17 protein-coding genes are annotated in these 17,850 nt (G+C 46.5%); 6 read left to right on the top strand and 11 right to left on the bottom strand.

Annotation, left to right across the window (positions count from 1 at the left end; genetic code table 11):
• Positions 1-88: 88 nt before the first annotated feature.
• The 3 genes from OO778_RS14730 to folA are packed head-to-tail and all read left to right on the top strand — an operon-like array spanning position 89 to position 1,851.
• Positions 89-889: a threonine/serine exporter family protein gene (locus OO778_RS14730; RefSeq protein ID WP_005392296.1), complete on the top strand. Its 801-nt coding sequence runs from the start codon at positions 89-91 to the stop codon at positions 887-889.
• The gene (locus OO778_RS14725; RefSeq protein ID WP_005392295.1) at positions 889-1,362 is read left to right on the top strand and encodes a threonine/serine exporter family protein; all 474 of its coding nucleotides are present in this window, start codon (positions 889-891) and stop codon (positions 1,360-1,362) included. Before OO778_RS14730 ends, OO778_RS14725 begins: the two co-directional genes overlap by 1 nt.
• A gap of 9 nt (positions 1,363-1,371) precedes the next feature.
• Positions 1,372-1,851, top strand: a complete 480-nt coding sequence (folA, locus tag OO778_RS14720) for a type 3 dihydrofolate reductase (protein WP_074192007.1) — start codon at positions 1,372-1,374, stop codon at positions 1,849-1,851.
• 268 nt (positions 1,852-2,119) lie between these two features.
• On the opposite strand, the gene OO778_RS14715 is transcribed toward folA, so the two are convergent.
• The 6 genes from OO778_RS14715 to lptD all read right to left on the bottom strand — a co-directional run bounded on the left by OO778_RS14715 (position 2,120) and on the right by lptD (position 8,881).
• Positions 2,120-2,926 carry a symmetrical bis(5'-nucleosyl)-tetraphosphatase gene (locus OO778_RS14715; protein WP_074192008.1) on the bottom strand — a complete coding sequence of 269 codons (807 nt, stop codon included), beginning with the start codon at positions 2,924-2,926 and terminating at the stop codon, positions 2,120-2,122.
• Positions 2,927-2,941: 15 nt separating this feature from the next.
• The gene (apaG, locus tag OO778_RS14710; protein WP_005379668.1) at positions 2,942-3,322 is read right to left on the bottom strand and encodes a Co2+/Mg2+ efflux protein ApaG; all 381 of its coding nucleotides are present in this window, start codon (positions 3,320-3,322) and stop codon (positions 2,942-2,944) included.
• 75 nt (positions 3,323-3,397) lie between these two features.
• Positions 3,398-4,207, bottom strand: a complete 810-nt coding sequence (rsmA, locus tag OO778_RS14705) for a 16S rRNA (adenine(1518)-N(6)/adenine(1519)-N(6))-dimethyltransferase RsmA (RefSeq protein WP_074192009.1) — start codon at positions 4,205-4,207, stop codon at positions 3,398-3,400.
• Positions 4,204-5,202: a 4-hydroxythreonine-4-phosphate dehydrogenase PdxA gene (gene pdxA / locus OO778_RS14700; RefSeq protein WP_005392286.1), complete on the bottom strand. Its 999-nt coding sequence runs from the start codon at positions 5,200-5,202 to the stop codon at positions 4,204-4,206. Before pdxA ends, rsmA begins: the two co-directional genes overlap by 4 nt.
• A complete protein-coding gene (gene surA / locus OO778_RS14695; RefSeq protein WP_005392284.1) occupies positions 5,192-6,475 on the bottom strand; it encodes a peptidylprolyl isomerase SurA in 1,284 nt (427 codons plus the stop codon). The genes pdxA and surA overlap by 11 nt, the downstream gene beginning before the upstream one ends.
• A gap of 60 nt (positions 6,476-6,535) precedes the next feature.
• Positions 6,536-8,881, bottom strand: coding sequence for an LPS assembly protein LptD (gene lptD, locus OO778_RS14690; protein WP_005392282.1), 2,346 nt, complete (start codon positions 8,879-8,881; stop codon positions 6,536-6,538).
• A 266-nt stretch (positions 8,882-9,147) separates the two neighbouring features.
• On the opposite strand from lptD, the gene djlA reads away from it, so the two are divergent.
• Positions 9,148-10,002, top strand: coding sequence for a co-chaperone DjlA (gene djlA / locus OO778_RS14685; RefSeq protein WP_005383076.1), 855 nt, complete (start codon positions 9,148-9,150; stop codon positions 10,000-10,002).
• A 99-nt stretch (positions 10,003-10,101) separates the two neighbouring features.
• On the opposite strand, the gene OO778_RS14680 is transcribed toward djlA, so the two are convergent.
• The 5 genes from OO778_RS14680 to leuA all read right to left on the bottom strand — a co-directional run bounded on the left by OO778_RS14680 (position 10,102) and on the right by leuA (position 15,836).
• Positions 10,102-10,884, bottom strand: a complete 783-nt coding sequence (locus OO778_RS14680) for a DUF547 domain-containing protein (protein ID WP_264910186.1) — start codon at positions 10,882-10,884, stop codon at positions 10,102-10,104.
• Between the two features lie 134 nt (positions 10,885-11,018).
• A complete protein-coding gene (gene leuD, locus OO778_RS14675) occupies positions 11,019-11,621 on the bottom strand; it encodes a 3-isopropylmalate dehydratase small subunit (protein ID WP_005392273.1) in 603 nt (200 codons plus the stop codon).
• Positions 11,622-11,632: 11 nt separating this feature from the next.
• Positions 11,633-13,033: a 3-isopropylmalate dehydratase large subunit gene (gene leuC / locus OO778_RS14670; protein ID WP_005392271.1), complete on the bottom strand. Its 1,401-nt coding sequence runs from the start codon at positions 13,031-13,033 to the stop codon at positions 11,633-11,635.
• An 81-nt stretch (positions 13,034-13,114) separates the two neighbouring features.
• Entirely contained in the window at positions 13,115-14,206 is a 1,092-nt protein-coding gene (gene leuB, locus OO778_RS14665; RefSeq protein WP_164666519.1) for a 3-isopropylmalate dehydrogenase, read from the bottom strand.
• An 82-nt stretch (positions 14,207-14,288) separates the two neighbouring features.
• Positions 14,289-15,836 (bottom strand): 2-isopropylmalate synthase, encoded by a 1,548-nt coding sequence (leuA, locus tag OO778_RS14660; RefSeq protein ID WP_006742733.1) that lies wholly within the window; start codon positions 15,834-15,836, stop codon positions 14,289-14,291.
• Between the two features lie 514 nt (positions 15,837-16,350).
• Here leuA and OO778_RS14655 point away from each other — a divergent pair.
• Together OO778_RS14655 and OO778_RS14650 are read left to right on the top strand one after the other, a co-directional pair.
• Positions 16,351-17,148: an SH3 domain-containing protein gene (locus OO778_RS14655; RefSeq protein ID WP_264910182.1), complete on the top strand. Its 798-nt coding sequence runs from the start codon at positions 16,351-16,353 to the stop codon at positions 17,146-17,148.
• A gap of 152 nt (positions 17,149-17,300) precedes the next feature.
• On the top strand, positions 17,301-17,849 hold the full coding sequence (locus OO778_RS14650; RefSeq protein WP_005392260.1) for a phosphatase PAP2 family protein: 549 nt from the start codon (positions 17,301-17,303) through the stop codon (positions 17,847-17,849).
• Position 17,850 lies beyond the last annotated feature (1 nt).

Here is a 17,850-nt window from a genome sequence, read left to right as displayed (position 1 = left end):
CAATAGCCGATACGTCGTGATTTTTGAGGGCTAGTTTGGACCTCTCGCGTATGAATGAGCAACACCCTAAAAGGAATTAGACTTATTTATGACTCTAGAAACCATACCGTCTGGAGAGTTGGCGGTATCCACTCAACGATCTATTTCTCGTCTTGTTGCCCAAGCCGGGCAAATGCTACTCGCTCATGGTGCTGAAAGTACTCTGGTGAGCGATATTATGCGCCGTATTGGCCTTGCTTGTGGGGTTAATGAAGTTGCGGTTGCGCTATCAGCCAATGCACTGGTTGTAACGACGGTAATGGATGGACACTGCATCACCACCACCCGAAGTTGTGCCGATCGTGGCATTAATATGCGCGTTATTACGCAAATTCAACGTATCTGCATCATGATGGAGCGTGGGCTGCTCGATGCAACCATGGCGCAGAAAAAGCTGAACGCCATCAGTCCAGAGCGTTATAACCGCTGGCTGGTGGTGTTTATGATTGGCTTGTCATGTGCGGCATTCAGTCATCTGGCTGGTGGCGATTGGGGGGTATTTGTTATGACCTTTTTAGCATCAGCTGGTGGCATGATCGTTCGCCAAGAAATTGGTCATCGTCACTTTAACCCTTTACTGAACTTTGCAGCGACCGCCTTTGTCACGACCCTAATTTCTGCGCAAGCGGAAATCTACCAAATCGGCAATCTGCCCACCGTTGCAATGGCATCGTCGGTATTAATGCTCGTACCGGGTTTCCCGTTGATTAACTCAGTGGCAGACATGCTGAAAGGGCACATTAACATGGGTATTGCCCGGTTTGTGATGGCCAGCTTACTGACGTTGGCGACGTGTTTGGGCATCGTTGCTGCGATGAGCGTTACTGGAATTTGGGGGTGGGCAATCTAATGAGTTTATTTGATTTGATGCTTGGCCTGCTGAATGACATGTTTTTCGCTGCGATTCCCGCAGTTGGATTTGCACTGGTTTTTAACGTGCCACAAAGAGCTTTAGTGTATTGCGCTGTTGGCGGCGCGATTGGACACGGCAGCCGTTATTTGATGATGCAGTTTGGTATTCCCATTGAATGGGCTACCTTTTTTGCCGCGACGCTAGTTGGGATGATTGGTGTGTACTGGTCTCGCCGCTTTCTCGCGCACCCAAAAGTGTTCACAGTGGCAGCTTTGATCCCGATGGTACCTGGCGTGTTTGCTTACAAAGCAATGATAGCCATGGTTGAGATCAACCATATTGGTTATTCACCTGAGCTCGTTGCAACTTGTATGGAGAACTTTCTTAAGGCCATGTTTATTATTGCAGGTTTAGCTGTTGGTCTTGCTGTTCCAGGGCTGTTATTCTATCGCCGCAGACCAATTGTATAAGGACCTAACATGATCATTAGTATGATTGCCGCGATGGCCGACAATCGCATCATTGGCAAAGACAATCAAATGCCTTGGCATCTTCCCGCCGATTTCGCTTGGTTTAAGCGTTGTACCATGGGAAAACCGGTTGTGATGGGACGCAAAACCTATGAGTCTATTGGTCGCCCTTTACCTGGTCGCTTGAATATTGTTATCAGCCGTGATGAGACACTAAAGATCGAAGGCGTCACTACCGCAACATCGATTGAGCAAGCTTTGGACGTGGCTGGTGACGTGGAAGAAGTGATGATCATTGGTGGTGGGGCGATTTACGCAGCTTGTCTGCCGATGGCCAATAAACTGTATGTAACACACATTGAAGCCGCGATTGATGGTGATACTCAGTTCCCAGACTGGGGAGATCAATTTAAGGAAACCTACTCAGAAACGTATCAAGCGGATGAGAAGAACGCCTACAACATGCGCTTTACTGTGTTAGAAAAGTAATTCGAGATTAAAACAGCGTAGTTAATACGGTAATGCCGTTCGTATAACAGCGAGCGGCCATCCCGGCCTGCCATCATCCTGAAAGCGACGGAGGAGCGTGATTCAGGATCTTCTATACGAGTACTTTGTTGTCAAAGGTATCTCTATCTACCCGCAGCGTGCGGATATTAGATTCCTAGTCTCGCGAAGGCTCGCTGGAATGACCCTACAGGAGATGTTAGGTGACAGGCATTCTCCCTACGATGGATTATCGACTATTATTCCGTGTTTAACTTAACGCATCCTGAGTAAAGATTTTCTTATCGTCCCAACGGATCATGGTTAGGCTTCCGCCCCAAACACAGCCAGTATCCAGACCGATGATCTCTTCGTCTACATGGCCTTGTAGTGCAGCCCAGTGACCAAATAACACCGTTTTATTGAGGTGAACGCGCTGAGGTACATCAAACCATGGAATAAGTTCGTTACCGGAAACTTGTTGTGGTGGTAGTTTACAATCCATATCCAAACGACCATCGGGGAAGCAAAAGCGCATCCGCGTAAAAGCATTGATAATATAACGGTATCGGTCCAAACCCTGTAGAGAGTCATGCCAGGAATCAGGTTGATTACTGTACATGTTTTTTAAGAGCCAAGGCAGCTCTTCACTTTGGATGATGCGTTCAACTTCGCGGGCACATTTTCTTGCGGTTTTTAGATTCCACTGCGGTGATATCCCAGCGTGACACATCACGAACTCGTCATGCTCGGCCATAAGAGGTTGCTGAGCTATCCATGCCAATAGATCTTCTTTATCGGGTGCAGTGAAAATAGGCGCGGTTTTATCTTTGTCTTTGACCTTTTTTATCCCGTGAGCAACGGCGAGCAGGTGAAGGTCGTGATTACCAAGCACAACGGTTGCGCTTTTGCCAAGCGACTTCACAAAGCGTAAAGTTTCTAGTGATTTAGGCCCTCTGGCGACCAAATCACCAGCGAGCCAAAGTTGGTCTTTTTTCGCAGAGAAAGAGACTTGTTCTAGTAGTCGCTGCAATTCATCAAAACAGCCTTGAATATCACCAACAATATAGGTAGCCACTGAATCTCCAATTTACTAATTTAAAACATTTGGAACAGCAAGACGAAAGGGTTCAATTTCGGTGATGAACTCCTGTCCTTTTTCATCCAGCATTTTGTAGTGCCCTTGCATAACGCCGACAGGGGTTTCTAACGCGGTTCCGCTACTGTACGTGTATTCATCATTGCTTGGAATAAAAGGTTGTTGACCCACCACACCGTCACCCTCAACCGTCATTTGCTTGCCATTCGAGTCTGTGATTAACCAGCGACGGCTCACTAACTGCACGGTTTGTTGGCTAAGGTTTTTGATGGTGATGATATAGGCGAAAACGTAGCGTTGTAGCTCAGGATTGGACTGTTCTTCGATGTATTTGGTGTGAACTTGAATTTTGATGCAAGGTTGAATGACGTCCATGTGCACTCCTCAGAAACGTAATATCCCAATAATAATAAGCCAAACCGGCAAGGGTTTGGCTCATTGTTTGAGTTCTTAGTGCTGCGGGTTATCCGCAAGCCAGTTCGCCATCGCGACGAATTGTTCTAGCGTCAGGTTCTCTGGACGCATGCTTGGATTAACACCTAGCTCTTCTAGTACTTCTGTGCTTAACAACGATTTGTAGCAGTTACGAACTGTTTTACGACGTTGGTTAAAGCCTTCACGACAAATGCGATCCAGCAAACGCAGATCTTTCGCAGGGCATGGTAGCTCTTCATATGGCACTAAACGAACAACGGCAGAGTCCACTTTCGGTGGTGGAACGAATGCCGTTGGCGGTACTTCCAGTACTGGTACCACTTTACAGTAGTACTGAGCCATTACCGTTAAACGGCCGTAAGCTTTGCTGCCAGGGCCGGCGGCTAAGCGGTTTACCACTTCTTTTTGCAGCATAAAGTGCATGTCTTGAATGTCTTTATGGAATTCAAAAAGGTGGAACATCAATGGTGTAGAGATGTTGTACGGCAAGTTACCGAAAATGCGTAGCTTGTTGTTTGGCTTCACTAATTGAGTGAAGTCAAAACGCATAGCGTCACCCTCATGGATGGTCAACTTATCCGCCAGTTCAGGGTGAGTACGTAGGCGTTCTGCCAGATCGCGGTCCAGTTCGATGACCGTGAATTTATCCACTTCACGACCTACCGGCTCAGTGATTGCACCAAGACCAGGACCGATTTCAACCAGGTTTTGACCTGGTTTTGGGTTAATAGCTGATACGATTCCATCAATAATGTATGGATCGTTCAGGAAGTTTTGACCAAAACGTTTACGCGCTTTGTGTCCTAAATGGACATCATTTCTCATTGTTTCTTCTCTACCAAATCTATCGCATGCGTGAGCGCTGTTCGGAAACTCCCTGTATCCGCTTGACCTGTCCCTGCCAGATCTAATGCAGTACCGTGATCCACCGATGTTCTAATAAAAGGTAGACCAAGAGTAATGTTTACTGAACGACCAAAGCCTTTGTATTTTAATACTGGCAACACTTGGTCGTGGTACATGCCTAAAACAGCATCAGCATCATTTAAATATTTTTCATTGAAAATGGTATCTGCCGGCAAAGGGCCGATCAGGTTGATACCTTTTTCTTGTCGAATCTTTTCCAGTGTCGGAGTGATGGTTTCGATCTCTTCACGACCTAAGCAGCCATCTTCGCCAGCATGAGGGTTAAGCCCGCAAACGTAGATGTTTGGTTGTGCGATAGCAAACTTTTCTACAAGGTCTTTATGAAGAATATCGATGATTTTTTCTAATCGCTCTTCGGTGACCGCTTTGGACACATACGCTAAAGGAATATGTGTTGTGACCAGCGCCACTCGTAGTCCTTTCGTTGCTAGCATCATGACGACTAGCGGCGTTTTTGACTTCTCGGCGAAAAACTCAGTATGACCACTGAATGCAACACCTGCGCGATTAATCACCCCCTTATGAACAGGGCCGGTGACAATAGCATCAAATTCATCATTCATACAGCCTAAAGCGGCTCTTTCTAGCGTTTTTAGTACATAGTGACCATTCGCTTCGTTGAGCTCGCCTGCGACCGCAGGTTCCGATATTTGGATATGATCAACGATAAGCGTGCCTGCTTTTTGTGCTTTAGGCGCTTCTTCTGGATTGTAATCAGACAGTTGGACTTCAATGCCAAGCTGCTTGGCTCTGTCCATCAGCATATTTTTATCGGCGCAGACGACAATTTGGTGCGCCCAATCTTCCTTCGATAAGGCAAGCACTAAGTCTGGGCCGATACCCGCAGGTTCCCCTGCGGTTACGACAATTCTACGAATTGTATTAGTTGTCATTGTTGTCATCCACGATTTCAACAAACGCACTTGCGCGTAGTTCTTGCATCCATGCGCCCGCTTCTTCATTAAATTTACGGTTAAATAGAATACGGTAAGCCTTATTCTTCATCGCTGAGTCAGTGCGGTCAACTTGGCGACGATCCAACACTTCAACGATATGCCAGCCGTGAACGGTTTTGAACGGTTCGCTGATTGAGCCAACAGGCAGAGTTTCTACTTGGTGTTTAAATTCAGGCACGTAAAGATCTGGCGTTTGATAACCTAGCTCACCGTCTTGCGCTGCCGAGCCAGGATCTTGACTGTATTGTGTTGCCAGTTGAGCGAAAGTGGCTTCGCCAGCTTTGATGCGGCGTACAAATTCACTCAGTTGCTTCTTCGCCCCTTCGTCACTCAGAATCACGGTTGGTTTGATCAGGATATGACGCGCATTTACTTCCGTTACTGCAACCGTTTCTAAGCCTTTTACATCCTCAATTTTTAGGATGTGGAAACCGACGCCACTGCGAAATGGACCAATGATGCTGCCTTTGTTTTGCATTTTGATCTGATCGGCAAAGATGGTTGGCATCTCTTCTTTACGCATCCAACCCCAGTCGCCACCTTGTAAAGCTTTAGGACCTTTTGAGTAGGTGTAGGCCATCTCCGTAAAGTCTGCACCTTCGTTCAGCTTTTTCGCCAGCGCTTTTGCTTCTGCTTCTACAGCAGACTTTTCTTTGTCATCAGAGAAGCGCAGTTGAATGTGTCCAATTTTGTATTGAACGGTCGCATTGGTTTCTTGTGATAGTTGCTCAGCAAGGCTGTCGACTTCTGCTGGAAGGATATTAATACGGCGACGAACCAGTGCATTACGGGCTTCTGAAGCGGCGATTTCCTTACGAATTTGTTCGCGGAATTCTGGGTAACTCAAGCCTTCACTTTCTACAGAAGCGGCGAGTTGTTCTACAGATTGTTCATTATTATGTGCGATCTCCGCAATCGCTTGGTTTAAGCGGTTATCGTCAATACGCACACCGATACGGTCTGCTTCTTGGCCTTGCAACGTGTCAATAATCAGCTTTTCAACAACTTGTTCTTTTAACACGCTAGCAGAAGGTAAGCTCTTTCCGCTTTGACGTGCGTTGGCTTGCAGCGTTTTCATCGCTGTTTCGATGTCGCTTTGTAGAATTACACCGTCGTTCACGATGACCGCAACCTTATCGATCTCTACTGGTGCTGCAACCGCTCCGCAAGAGAGTAGGGTCGTGAATAAGATTGATTTCCAAATTTTCATTTAAAATTCCGTCAGTATTTTTTGAATAGGCGTCTTATTCATTTAAGACGCCTATTTCGATTAATTGTTCAGATAGAATGGGCGGCCGTACTTAATCGCGTTGTCAGAACCATCCAGTTCTTTGACTGCAGTGTCTTCACGCTGATTGGTCGCAAAGCCTTGAATACCGAAGTTAACGCTAAAGTTATTTTCGTATTCAGGTGATGCGCCAGTGCTGCCGATAGTTTGGTTTTCCCAACCAAGCAATTGGTTGGCGTAAGTCACACCAATGTACCAACAGTCAGACTGGTAACGCAGGCTTGCTAGCCATTCTAGAGAGTTGTTTTCGTTCAAGTCGTAATAGTATTGCCCACTTGCAGACCAGTTCGGGTTGAACTCATAGCCCGTTACAATACCTGCTTGGGAAATTCCATCTCGAGTAATTAAGTCTACATTTGTGAGAGTTATAGTATCTTCGATGTATTCACGCGTGACGTAACGATAGTTACCCTGAATAAAGCCACCGTTAAATTGGTACTCTAAGGTGCTGTTCGCCAACTGCATGGAGCTCAAATCGATATCGTATTGAATTCCACCGTGATAGAACAAGTAATCGTTGTAGTTGAAATCAGCTTCAATCGCCCATGATGAGTAGTTGGTGGTCTCATCCGGAAGATTTGGGCTGTTGCTCAATTTGGTCTTTTTATCGAAGTAGTAAATCTGACCAAATGAAACGTTAAGACGCTCTTTATAGTCATCATCAAAGAAGCGAGTACTCGCACCGTAGCTTAACTGGTTCGCAGAGGCGATTTTATCAATGCCACTGTACTTACGACTGCGGAATAGCCCGTAGTAGTCGGTTTGTAGCAAGGTGGTATCGTAGTTGTAGATATTGGTTTGATCTTCTTCAGGTACGTACAAGTACTGAAGCTGAGGCTCCAGTGTTTGTGTGTAGCCCTTGATCCAGCTTGTGTCTCGCTCTAAGTAAAGTTGCGCATGCGTGCGGAGCTCGGGGATAACACGAGAAACTTCGTCATCTAACTGGTTTTGTAAGTTTACATCTGTCAGACCCGTTAAGTCTTGAGAGTAGTACGTGGAAAGCACGCGAGCTTCCGTTGTCCACGTTGCCCATGAATTTGAAAGCGGCAATGTAAGCCCTGGTTCAATATGAACACGGGTCGCATTTGGTCGCGCAGCATCGCTCGTATCGAAGCGGCTGACTTGGCTCTTCACGTCAAAGTTTAGGTAATCTCCCCACAATGGCGTGTAGTAGTTCAAGTCTAACTGAGGAAGCAGGCGATAAGGGCGGTTCTCTTCTTTCAATAAGATTTGGAAGTCACGAACGGTTAACGAGGCATCCCAGAAGTCAGAACGATATTGTACTTGTCCTTCTTGAACCAGTTGACCATCTTCACGGTTACCAATATCGGAGTCGAGATCGAGGAAGTAATCAATATCACTCACTTTTGAGTAATCGACTTTGACTATCCACTGTTTATTGATAATACCGTCGTGTTTAACTTGGTAGCCCCAACGAGACTCGTCTTGATATTTGCGATCGCTATTGAGGTATTCGCCTTTGATTTCACCATTCCCCCAACCATCCGTTAGGTAGCGGAAGTCAGTATCGAGTTTTGTTCCACGCTGCTGCATATAGAGCGTGGTGAGCGTCATGTCATATTGAGGCGCGATGTTCCAATAGAATGGCACCTCGACTTCCATACCATCGCTAGAACCATACGATAAAGAAGGGAAGAGGAAACCCGTTTTACGCGTATCTCCAATTGGCATGGTTAGATACGGCACATAGAAAACAGGAACGTCTAACACTTCAAATCGAGGATGGTGCAGCGTCGCCGTCTCTTCATCTTGGTCAACGTCAATACCTGATGCCACTAAACGCCATGAATTGTCGCCTTGAGGACATGATGTAATAGAACCATCTTCGAGTTCATAAACCGACTGACCTGTACGCGCGATGTATGCTGCTGTGCCTCGACCTTGTTGGCAAAGGAACTGATAATCGGTGTTCTCCAGTGAAAACGTGTCTTGGTTGATGTCATTAGTAACACGATCTGATCGAGCTTTGACTTGGCCGTCATTGAAAGTCACGTTGCCTTCGGCAACCACGACGTTGTCTTGTTGGTGCAGCGTTACGCTATCTGCGGTGATTTTCTTCTGGCCTTGGGTGACTTGTACATTACCTGAGTACTGAGCTTTGTCACCATTGATGGCTTGCAGGGTGTCAGCTTCTACCACTACTGGGGTATTAAGAGCGTCCTCCTCGCCACTGGTATCGACCAAACATTGATCTGTGGCGGGCATTTCCTGCACACTATCATGGATATTCGCTTCAGCTTGAGTGGTGGGTACAAACAAGGCGGTGCTGATAGAGGCCGCTAAACATGTGCGGGAGAAATGTTGCATTGAATTGAACTTTCCTGTGTCACTACTACTCGATGGCTATAGGGCTTGTTGTACCCTAGCGTAATAGCCAAATGAATCAACTATAGTCGCATTTATCCCAGCGTATTGATTCACTGTGGCATAATGACGACAAAATAGCTGCAAAGATAAGCAGGCGAAATGGCCTAGCCGAAATAAAACTAATTCCATTATCATAAAGGAAATCGTTGCATCCGGCACTATAAGACCGCCGTCGTCGATAAAAATTCATTGATAGAGAACACATAATGCATATTTTTGGCAAAATTCTGGGTGCCTTTTTTGGCTTGTTACTTGGCGGGCCGCTAGGTTTACTCTTTGGCTTATTTATTGGCCATCAATTCGATAAAGCACGTCGCTTGAGTCAAGCCGGGTTCTCTACTGGCGGCTTTGGAAAAGGGCCGAGCCAAGCTCAGCGCCAAGAAGAATTTTTTAAAGCGGCGTTTGCGGTAATGGGACATGTAGCAAAAGCGAAAGGCCAAGTTACCAAAGAGGAAATCCAACTTGCTTCTGCAATGATGGACCGCATGAATTTGCATGGCGAACAGCGCCGCGCTGCGCAAGATGCGTTTCGTGAAGGTAAAGACAGTGACTTTCCGTTAGAAGACGTTCTTGTTCGTGTGAAAATTTCGACAGCAGGCCGCTTTGACTTGTTGCAATTTTTCCTTGAACTACAAATCTCGGCGGCCTTTGCTGACGGCTCGATTCATCCTAGTGAACGAAATGTGTTACACAAAATAGCACGTGGTTTGGGTTTCTCTTCTGAGCAGCTAGAGCGTCGCTTGCAAATGCAAGAAGCCGCATTCCGTTTCCAAAGCCAAGGTGGTTTTCATGGTCAGCATCAAGGCCAATCTTCTGGTGGTAGCTGGCAACAAGCTTCACAAGCGGATCAACTGGCTGACGCGTACAAAATTCTGGATGTGTCTTCAGATGCCGACAGTAAAACCGTCAAGCGTGCTTATCGTAAACTGATGAACGAGCATCACCCAGACAAATTGATGGCTAAAGGCCTACCACCAGAGATGATGAACGTAGCGAAAGAAAAATCTCAAGAGATTCAAAACGCTTACGATCTGATTAAAAAGGTCAAAGGCTTTAAGTGATTTTGTCAAAATCTAGAAAATAAAAAGGGCACTTGGTGCCCTTTTAGCTTTTGGGTTACGGGTGACCAAAAGCGTTGCAAGCTGAACGGTGACGATAAATTAGTCAGCTTGATTCAAACTCCAATCGTATTCGTACTTCACTTTCCCAGAGAAGTCTTTGTACTGTGGCGCGTACTTCGCGATGTGGTTGAAGACTTGTTTTTCTCCACCAAAGTCCGCTGCAAACCAATCATAAATGGAAGACAGCTGTGCCGTGTTTCCTTGGATAGATACGCCTTTGTTGCTGTTGACAAACGCTTTGGCAGCACTTTCAAGTAAGGCTTCGGTGTTTTCGGCAGAGAATGCTTGAGCTTGTAGGTTAGGGCATCCCAAACTTGCACAATTTACGGCGTAGTGCGTTCTTGGGTCATTCCAAATTGGACGCAAAATTCGATGTTCAATATCGTTTAAAGTCAGATCCTTCCCGTTGACCACGACCACATCGTCTCCCCAAGGCCCAAAGCTAAATAAACCACCTAGCTTGGTGATGGATTCGACGGGATAGTTATCCAAAATAAGATCTACCGTGATGGCGTTGTAAAGGTTTACCCAATAGGCATATTGCTCTGCTTGGTTGTATTGTAGAGGGTCTAGTTTTGCCAAACGCTGGATGTATTGTTTCAGCTTAGTTTTATCGACAGAGGTCACTTGGCTATAACGAAACAAAGTATTCTCACCTTGTTCAACCAAGTAATTGTCTAACAGTTGTTGCCATTCCTGATGAGAAATTTGGGTTTGGTTGGCCTGATTCGATTGTTGCCAATACGGCCATAAATCAGATTTAGGTGCAGCGAACGCCGAGAAAGAAACTAGAGAACACAATAGCAATAACAGACGCTTCATAGAGATACCTTTGAATGAGATATTGTTGATAGTGTAGACCTGCATAAGGCGAAGTTTCTTTCTTGAGGCAATGAAAATAAAAGAAAAAAGGCTGACATAAGCCAACCTTTTGTTTGTTTAAATTGCGATTTTAATTAGCTTAAGAAGCTTGGGATATTCGCTTCGTACTCAGCAATCTTATCTTCGTGCTGAAGGGTTAGGCCAATGTTGTCCAAACCGTTTAGCAAGCAGTGACGACGGAACGAATCAATTTCAAAACCATATTCTTTGCCGTTGGCGCGAACCACATTCGCTTCTAGGTCCACTTCCACTTCTGCGCGTTCGTTGGCCTCAACGAACTGGAAGATTTCATCCACTTCTTGCTCAGTCAAACGAACTGGCACCATTTGGTTGTTGATCGAGTTGCCGTAAAAAATATCGGCAAAGCTAGGTGCGATCATCGCTTTTATGCCGTAATCCGCTAGCGCCCACGGTGCGTGTTCGCGAGATGAGCCACAACCGAAGTTTTCACGTGCCAGCAAGATGGAAGCGCCCTGGTAGCGTGGGGCGTTCATCACGAACTCTGGATTTGGCTGTTCGCCAGCATCATCTAGAAAGCGCCAGTCATGGAACAAGTGTTTACCAAAGCCTAGGCGAGACACCTTTTGTAGGAACTGTTTTGGAATGATGGCATCAGTATCAACGTTCGCTGCATCTAGAGGAACAACTAAGCCTGTGTGTTGTTTAAAGCCTGACATTTGTTTGCTCCTTAGTCTAGTTCACGAATATCTACAAAGTGACCAGCAATTGCTGCTGCCGCTGCCATCGCAGGGCTCACTAGGTGTGTACGGCCATCACGACCTTGGCGGCCTTCAAAGTTACGGTTTGAAGTAGACGCACAACGTTCATGTGGACCCAAACGGTCGTTGTTCATTGCTAGACACATCGAGCAACCTGGTAGGCGCCACTCAAAGCCCGCCTCTTTAAAGATGACATCTAGGCCTTCTGCTTCCGCCTGCGCCTTTACTTGCTCAGAGCCAGGAACGATTAGCGCTTGAACGTGAGACGCGACTTTGCGACCTTTCGCGACTTCCGCCGCGGCGCGCATGTCTTCGATACGTGAGTTAGTACAAGAACCAACGAAGACTTTATCGACGTTGTAATCCGACAATGACTTGCCCGCTTCCAGACCCATGTAAGCCAGTGCTTTTTCTGCCGATGCTTTTTCTACTGGGTCGGCAAAACTTTCTGGGGCTGGGATTGGTTGGTCTACCGCGATAACCTGGCCTGGATTAGTACCCCAAGTGACTTGTGGTTTGATATCCGCTGCGTTTAGGGTTACGACAGCATCAAACAGGGCATCATCGTCCGTTTTTAATGTCTTCCAATATTCTACAGCGGCATCAAAATCCGCACCTTGAGGTGAGAACTTACGGCCTTTGATGTATTCGAATGTAGTTTCATCTGGCGCAATCAAACCGGCTTTTGCACCTAACTCAATCGCCATATTACATACGGTCATGCGACCTTCCATTGAAAGGTCAGTGATCGCTTCACCACAGAATTCAACTACGTAGCCTGTACCGCCTGCTGCTGTCGTTTCACCGATGATTGCTAGCACAATGTCTTTCGCAGTAATGCCCGGAGCTACTTTGCCTTTCACTTCGATCTTCATCGTTTTAGCGCGCGCTTGTTTTAGCGTTTGAGTTGCTAATACGTGCTCAACTTCTGATGTACCAATACCAAAAGCTAGCGAGCCGAATGCACCGTGTGTAGCAGTGTGCGAGTCACCACAAACAATGGTCATGCCCGGTAGGGTAATACCAAGCTCTGGGCCCATAACGTGCACAATACCTTGGTATTTATGGTTGATGTCGTAAAGCGTAACGCCAAACTCTTCACAGTTTTTTGATAGCGTTTCCATCTGGATACGCGCCATCTCACCGGATGCGTTGATATCTTTAGTGGTTGTCGAAACGTTGTGGTCCATGGTGGCAAAAGTTTTGCTGACCTGACGCACTTTGCGACCTTTTTCACGCAAGCCGTCAAATGCTTGCGGAGACGTCACTTCATGTACCAAGTGACGGTCGATGTACAAGATAGGGTTTTCCCCTTCTGCTGCGACGGCAACGTGTGCGTCGTAGACTTTTTCGTATAGTGTTTTGCCCATTGCTTCCTTTCCTCGTCGTCCTTGTTATCACAACCATGTTGTAGACTGCGAACGACAGTTATATTTATAAATTCAGTCTATTTATGCGTTCAAAATGTACTCAGCGATCTTATCGCCCATCTCTGATGTTGTAAGTGCCGGGTTGTTGCCTGCAAGGTCGCCTGTTAGCTCGCCAGCTGAAAGTGCTTTCGACACCGCTGCTTCAATATCTTGTGCTGCGGCTTCTTCGCCAAGGCTATAACGTAGCATCAGTGCTGCCGATAGGATTTGCGCTACTGGGTTGGCGATGTTCTTACCTGCGATATCCGGTGCACTGCCGCCTGCTGGCTCGTACAGACCGAACTTACTTTCGTTAAGGCTTGCTGAAGGCAGCATACCCATTGAGCCCGTGATCATTGCGCACTCATCGGAAATGATGTCGCCGAAGATGTTTGAACACAGCATGACGTCGAACTGTGCTGGGTCTTTGATAAGCTGCATGGTTGCGTTGTCGATGTACATGTGTGATAGCTCGACATCTGGGTAATCTTTCGCGATTTCTTCGACTACTTCACGCCATAGGATGGAACTTTGTAGAACGTTCGCTTTGTCGATTGAGCAAACTTTCTTGCGACGTAGACGAGCAGACTCAAAGGCGATTTTTGCAATACGTTCGATCTCAAAGCGGTGGTACACCTCAGTATCAAACGCTTTTTCTGTCGCGCCTTCGCCTTCACGGCCTTTTGGTTGACCGAAGTAGATGCCGCCTGTCAGTTCACGGACCACCACGATGTCAAAACCACGGCCTGAGATGTCTGCACGTAGTGGTGAGAAGGCTTCCAGGCCTGCGTGGATTTGCGCTGGGCGTAGGTTACAAAACAGTTGGAAGTGTTTACGTAGCGGAAGTAGGGCGCCACGTTCTGGTTGGTCGTTGGGTGGCAAGTGTTCCCACTTCGGACCGCCAACTGAACCGAATAGGACTGCATCAGACTCTTCACACGCTTTTACTGTGCTTTCTGGAAGTGGAGAGCCGTGATTATCGATCGCGATACCACCTACATCATGCTCGTCACGCTCAAACGCAATACCATGCTTCTTTTCGATAGCATCCAATACTTTGTGTGCTTGCGCCATTACTTCCGGGCCGATGCCGTCACCGGGTAGGACGGCAATTTTGTATGATTTGTCTGTCATGTTAATCCTTTAAGTTTTCTAATTTTGAGCTTAATTATTTCAACGAGCGTGTTCTTTCCTGAGCCATGTAGCTCGGTTGTTATTACACAGTCGCAATCTTTTTCTGCTTCATTTCTTCGATTTTGTCTGCACGGTGGATGCTATTAATAACGTGCAATAGTGCTTGGCCGGAAGCTTCAACGATATCGGTGGAAACGCCCGTACCGTGGTATTTACGACCTTTGTAGTTGGCAATGATGTCAGCTTGACCCAAACCATCTTCACCTTCGCCTTTCGCGGTTAGGTCGAATTTATCCAGTACGATGTCGTAGCCTGTCACGCGGTAGATACATTGGTATAGCGCATCAACTGGGCCATTACCGACTGCCGCTTCACACATTTCTTCATCGCCACATTGCATTTTGATGCTGGTGGTGGCCATTACGCTGCCCGATTGCACGCTTAGGTAGTTCAGTTTGTAGAAGTCATCTTCTTCACGCAGGTTCGAGAAGTGCATTAGGGCCTCTAGATCGTAATCGAACACTTGGCCTTTGCGGTCGGCAAGTTTCAAGAAGTCCGCGTATAGAGCGTCTAGGTTGTACTCGTCCTCGTTGTATCCCATGGTGTCCATGTGGCTCTTCACGGCTGCACGACCACTACGGCTGGTTAGGTTTAGTGCTTGGTTTTTAAGGCCAATCGACTCAGGGGTCATGATTTCGTAGGTATTCTTATTCTTTAACATGCCATCCTGGTGGATACCTGAAGAGTGACTAAAGGCATTCGCGCCCACAATCGCTTTGTTGCTCTGAATTGGCATGTTGCATAACTGGCTCACCAATTTACTGGTGCGGTGAATTTCATCATGTTTAATGCCAGTGTGAACGCCCAAGAACTCTTGACGCGTCTTGATGATCATTGCGATCTCTTCAAGAGAACAGTTACCTGCTCGCTCACCAATGCCATTGATGGTGCCTTCTATCTGACGCGCGCCGGCTTGAACGGCGGCAATAGAGTTGGCAACTGACATCCCCAAGTCGTCGTGACAGTGAACGGAGATGATCGCTTTATCAATGTTTGGAACGCGGTTGAAAAGGGTTTGAATAATGCCACCAAACTCGCTTGGTACTGTGTAGCCAACGGTATCTGGAATGTTGATTGTGCTCGCACCTGCATTGATGGCAGCTTCTACCATGCGACATAGGTTGTCGATAGGAGTACGCCCTGCATCTTCACAAGAAAACTCGACATCATCGGTGTAGTTACGCGCATGTTTAACGGCGTTGACCGCCATTTCAAGTACATCGTCGTAGCTGCGGCGTAGTTTGTCTTCTACGTGAATGGTGGAAGTGGCTAAAAAAGTGTGAATACGGAATTGGTCGGCCACTTTTAATGCTTCAGCGGCGGCATCAATATCTTTCGCAACGGCACGCGAAAGGGCACAAACTCGACTGTTTTTGATGTTTTTTGCAATGGTTTGTACCGACTCGAAATCACCAGGTGAAGAGATTGGGAAGCCAGCTTCGATAACATCAACGCCGAGTCTTTCCAGCGCATAGGCAATTTGCAGTTTTTCTTTAACCGTCAAGCTTGCTGACAACGCTTGCTCGCCATCACGCAATGTGGTGTCGAATATAATGACCTGATCGTTCATGTTTGCTTCCTTCCTGATTTCTGCACTTTACGTGCAAGTTAATCGTTTACTTCCAGTATTTAGATATAAAAAAACCCGCATTCTCATGCGGGTTCTTAGAAATTGGTGTGGTTATTTTTCTTCCACAGCCTACCCGCGCGAACTGGTCACGATCAGGAGGAGGCTAAGCAGAATAGAAAAATGAGCTGACATAGTTGTTAAGCTTTCCACATAATTAAGTTAACAAATTAGTACCGCACTCCATGGAGCGCGTCAACCCTAAAGTCGATTTTTTATTCATATCGGATGAGTCTTTTCATTTACTCGAGAAAAATGATGCGCTAAGTGAAACTGCATGGTGCGATAGAAACGTGCTAGAAGAGGCAGGTTCTCATCAAGTTTGCGACGTTTCATTACCAAAACAAACATTGGGATTGCGACTTGTCACACAAAGGCCCGAATTGTTTGGCAAAAGTTTTGAATGACCATTTATAGTAGTGCAGTTGCACTAGGTAAAAAGAAGGGTTAAGGAATAATGAGGTTAGCAAAACAATTTGGACGTTCAGCCGCAGTATTTACTCTGGTCAGCTTATCGGGTTGTCAGCTGTTTCAATCTCAAACCTATATGGCAGAGATTTCCCCTGTTGCTATTAATGATCACTCTCAGAGTGTCATGGTGATTAATGATCAAATGGATCGATTCTTGAGCTACGAGGGACGTGAATCGTTTTTGAATCAAATGCTCGTTGCTCTTGAGTCGGACAGTCGAGATAAATTTAAAGGCAAAGATCCGGAAACCTATTCGTGGTGGAAGATCCGAGTGCAACCTAGTGAGAAACAACAAGCGGAAGTCTTCCGACCAACAGCTGACGGTGTGGATACCTCAAACCCCGTTGAGTTTATGGATGTCTCCTATCGCTCTAAGACCACATTAAACCTGCGATCCAAGCCGAGCCTAGAAGGAGAAAAGCTTGGCGTGTTATCGAAAGGGGAAGTTTTTAATGTGTTGGCAAAAGTGGTGGACCAACCTTGGTTTCTCGTTGAACAGAAAGGCGTGATAAAAGGTTACGTCCATAAGGATTATGCGCGCAGCAATGTGGTAAATCGTGACATTCTTTCTACACAGCCTAATCCTCTTTTAGAGTCTGCTTCGAGCACAACTGAGCAAACGGGCATCGAGCATGAACTGTCAGGAAATTACACTTGCCGCTTCCTTAGCTACGAGCTGACAAAAGATGGCGACATGACGATGGGCTCTTTGCGCGCCTGTCGTAAGAAGAGAAAAGTCTGGTACATCGATACGCCTCAACCGCAGCAAGCAAACCCTTCTTAATAGCCCTCTCCTATGATTGTGCTCAATAGATAGATTATTGGGCACACTCTAATTTGGCATTTGTCATTAATTGTCCAAACTCCCGTCATGCAGTTGTCACCTAAACCTCCTACTTTTCACACAACGGCGTTGTCAAAGTAAGGAAAGGCCACATGCGAACCATAGAGACAATTACACAGCCAATTGCAACCATTGCTAAGTTTGATTTAGCGCTCTCTAGTGTTTGTCTTAAGCACCGTTTTAATCAGCAAGTTGCCAACATCAGCAAAGGAGTCTCCCACAGTGGTGACGGACATCTGTACTTGGTGCTAGGTTTATTAGCTTGGTATTTAGATAAAGAGCAGGGAGTTTGGTTTTTACTGGCGGGTTTACTTGCTTTTGCCATCGAGTTGCCAATTTATTGGACGCTGAAAAACAGTTTTAAGCGTCGTCGCCCTGAAGAACTCAGTGCACTCCTTCCTGCTTTTATTACCCCATCAGATCGCTATAGCCTTCCTTCAGGGCATACCGCCGCAGCGTTCGTGATGGCGACGCTGATTGAGCACTTCTATCCGAGTTTAGGTATTGCAGCATTCTTTTGGGCAAGTTTAATCGGAACTGCGCGAATCTTATTGGGGGTGCACTTTTTTACCGATGTCATCATTGGTGCACTGCTAGGTAGCCTTTGTGGTGGATTAGCGATTGCGATGCTGGGAGGCTAAT

This window comes from Vibrio sp. STUT-A16, from assembly GCF_026000495.1.
Classification (GTDB): domain Bacteria; phylum Pseudomonadota; class Gammaproteobacteria; order Enterobacterales; family Vibrionaceae; genus Vibrio; species Vibrio diabolicus.
Note: the sequence above shows the minus strand (reverse complement) of the source record. Positions and strands in the feature narration are given on the sequence as shown.

What these genes read in the sequence shown, in the direction of transcription:
- OO778_RS14730 (WP_005392296.1), top strand. Translation starts at nt 89, where the DNA reads ATGACTCTAGAAACCATACCGTCTGGAGAGTTGGCGGTATCCACTCAA.
- OO778_RS14725 (WP_005392295.1), top strand. Translation starts at nt 889, where the DNA reads ATGAGTTTATTTGATTTGATGCTTGGCCTGCTGAATGACATGTTTTTC.
- folA (WP_074192007.1), top strand. Translation starts at nt 1,372, where the DNA reads ATGATCATTAGTATGATTGCCGCGATGGCCGACAATCGCATCATTGGC.
- apaG (WP_005379668.1), bottom strand. Translation starts at nt 3,322, where the DNA reads ATGGACGTCATTCAACCTTGCATCAAAATTCAAGTTCACACCAAATAC.
- rsmA (WP_074192009.1), bottom strand. Translation starts at nt 4,207, where the DNA reads ATGAGAAATGATGTCCATTTAGGACACAAAGCGCGTAAACGTTTTGGT.
- pdxA (WP_005392286.1), bottom strand. Translation starts at nt 5,202, where the DNA reads ATGACAACTAATACAATTCGTAGAATTGTCGTAACCGCAGGGGAACCT.
- surA (WP_005392284.1), bottom strand. Translation starts at nt 6,475, where the DNA reads ATGAAAATTTGGAAATCAATCTTATTCACGACCCTACTCTCTTGCGGA.
- lptD (WP_005392282.1), bottom strand. Translation starts at nt 8,881, where the DNA reads ATGCAACATTTCTCCCGCACATGTTTAGCGGCCTCTATCAGCACCGCC.
- djlA (WP_005383076.1), top strand. Translation starts at nt 9,148, where the DNA reads ATGCATATTTTTGGCAAAATTCTGGGTGCCTTTTTTGGCTTGTTACTT.
- OO778_RS14680 (WP_264910186.1), bottom strand. Translation starts at nt 10,884, where the DNA reads ATGAAGCGTCTGTTATTGCTATTGTGTTCTCTAGTTTCTTTCTCGGCG.
- leuD (WP_005392273.1), bottom strand. Translation starts at nt 11,621, where the DNA reads ATGTCAGGCTTTAAACAACACACAGGCTTAGTTGTTCCTCTAGATGCA.
- leuC (WP_005392271.1), bottom strand. Translation starts at nt 13,033, where the DNA reads ATGGGCAAAACACTATACGAAAAAGTCTACGACGCACACGTTGCCGTC.
- leuB (WP_164666519.1), bottom strand. Translation starts at nt 14,206, where the DNA reads ATGACAGACAAATCATACAAAATTGCCGTCCTACCCGGTGACGGCATC.
- leuA (WP_006742733.1), bottom strand. Translation starts at nt 15,836, where the DNA reads ATGAACGATCAGGTCATTATATTCGACACCACATTGCGTGATGGCGAG.
- OO778_RS14655 (WP_264910182.1), top strand. Translation starts at nt 16,351, where the DNA reads ATGAGGTTAGCAAAACAATTTGGACGTTCAGCCGCAGTATTTACTCTG.
- OO778_RS14650 (WP_005392260.1), top strand. Translation starts at nt 17,301, where the DNA reads ATGCGAACCATAGAGACAATTACACAGCCAATTGCAACCATTGCTAAG.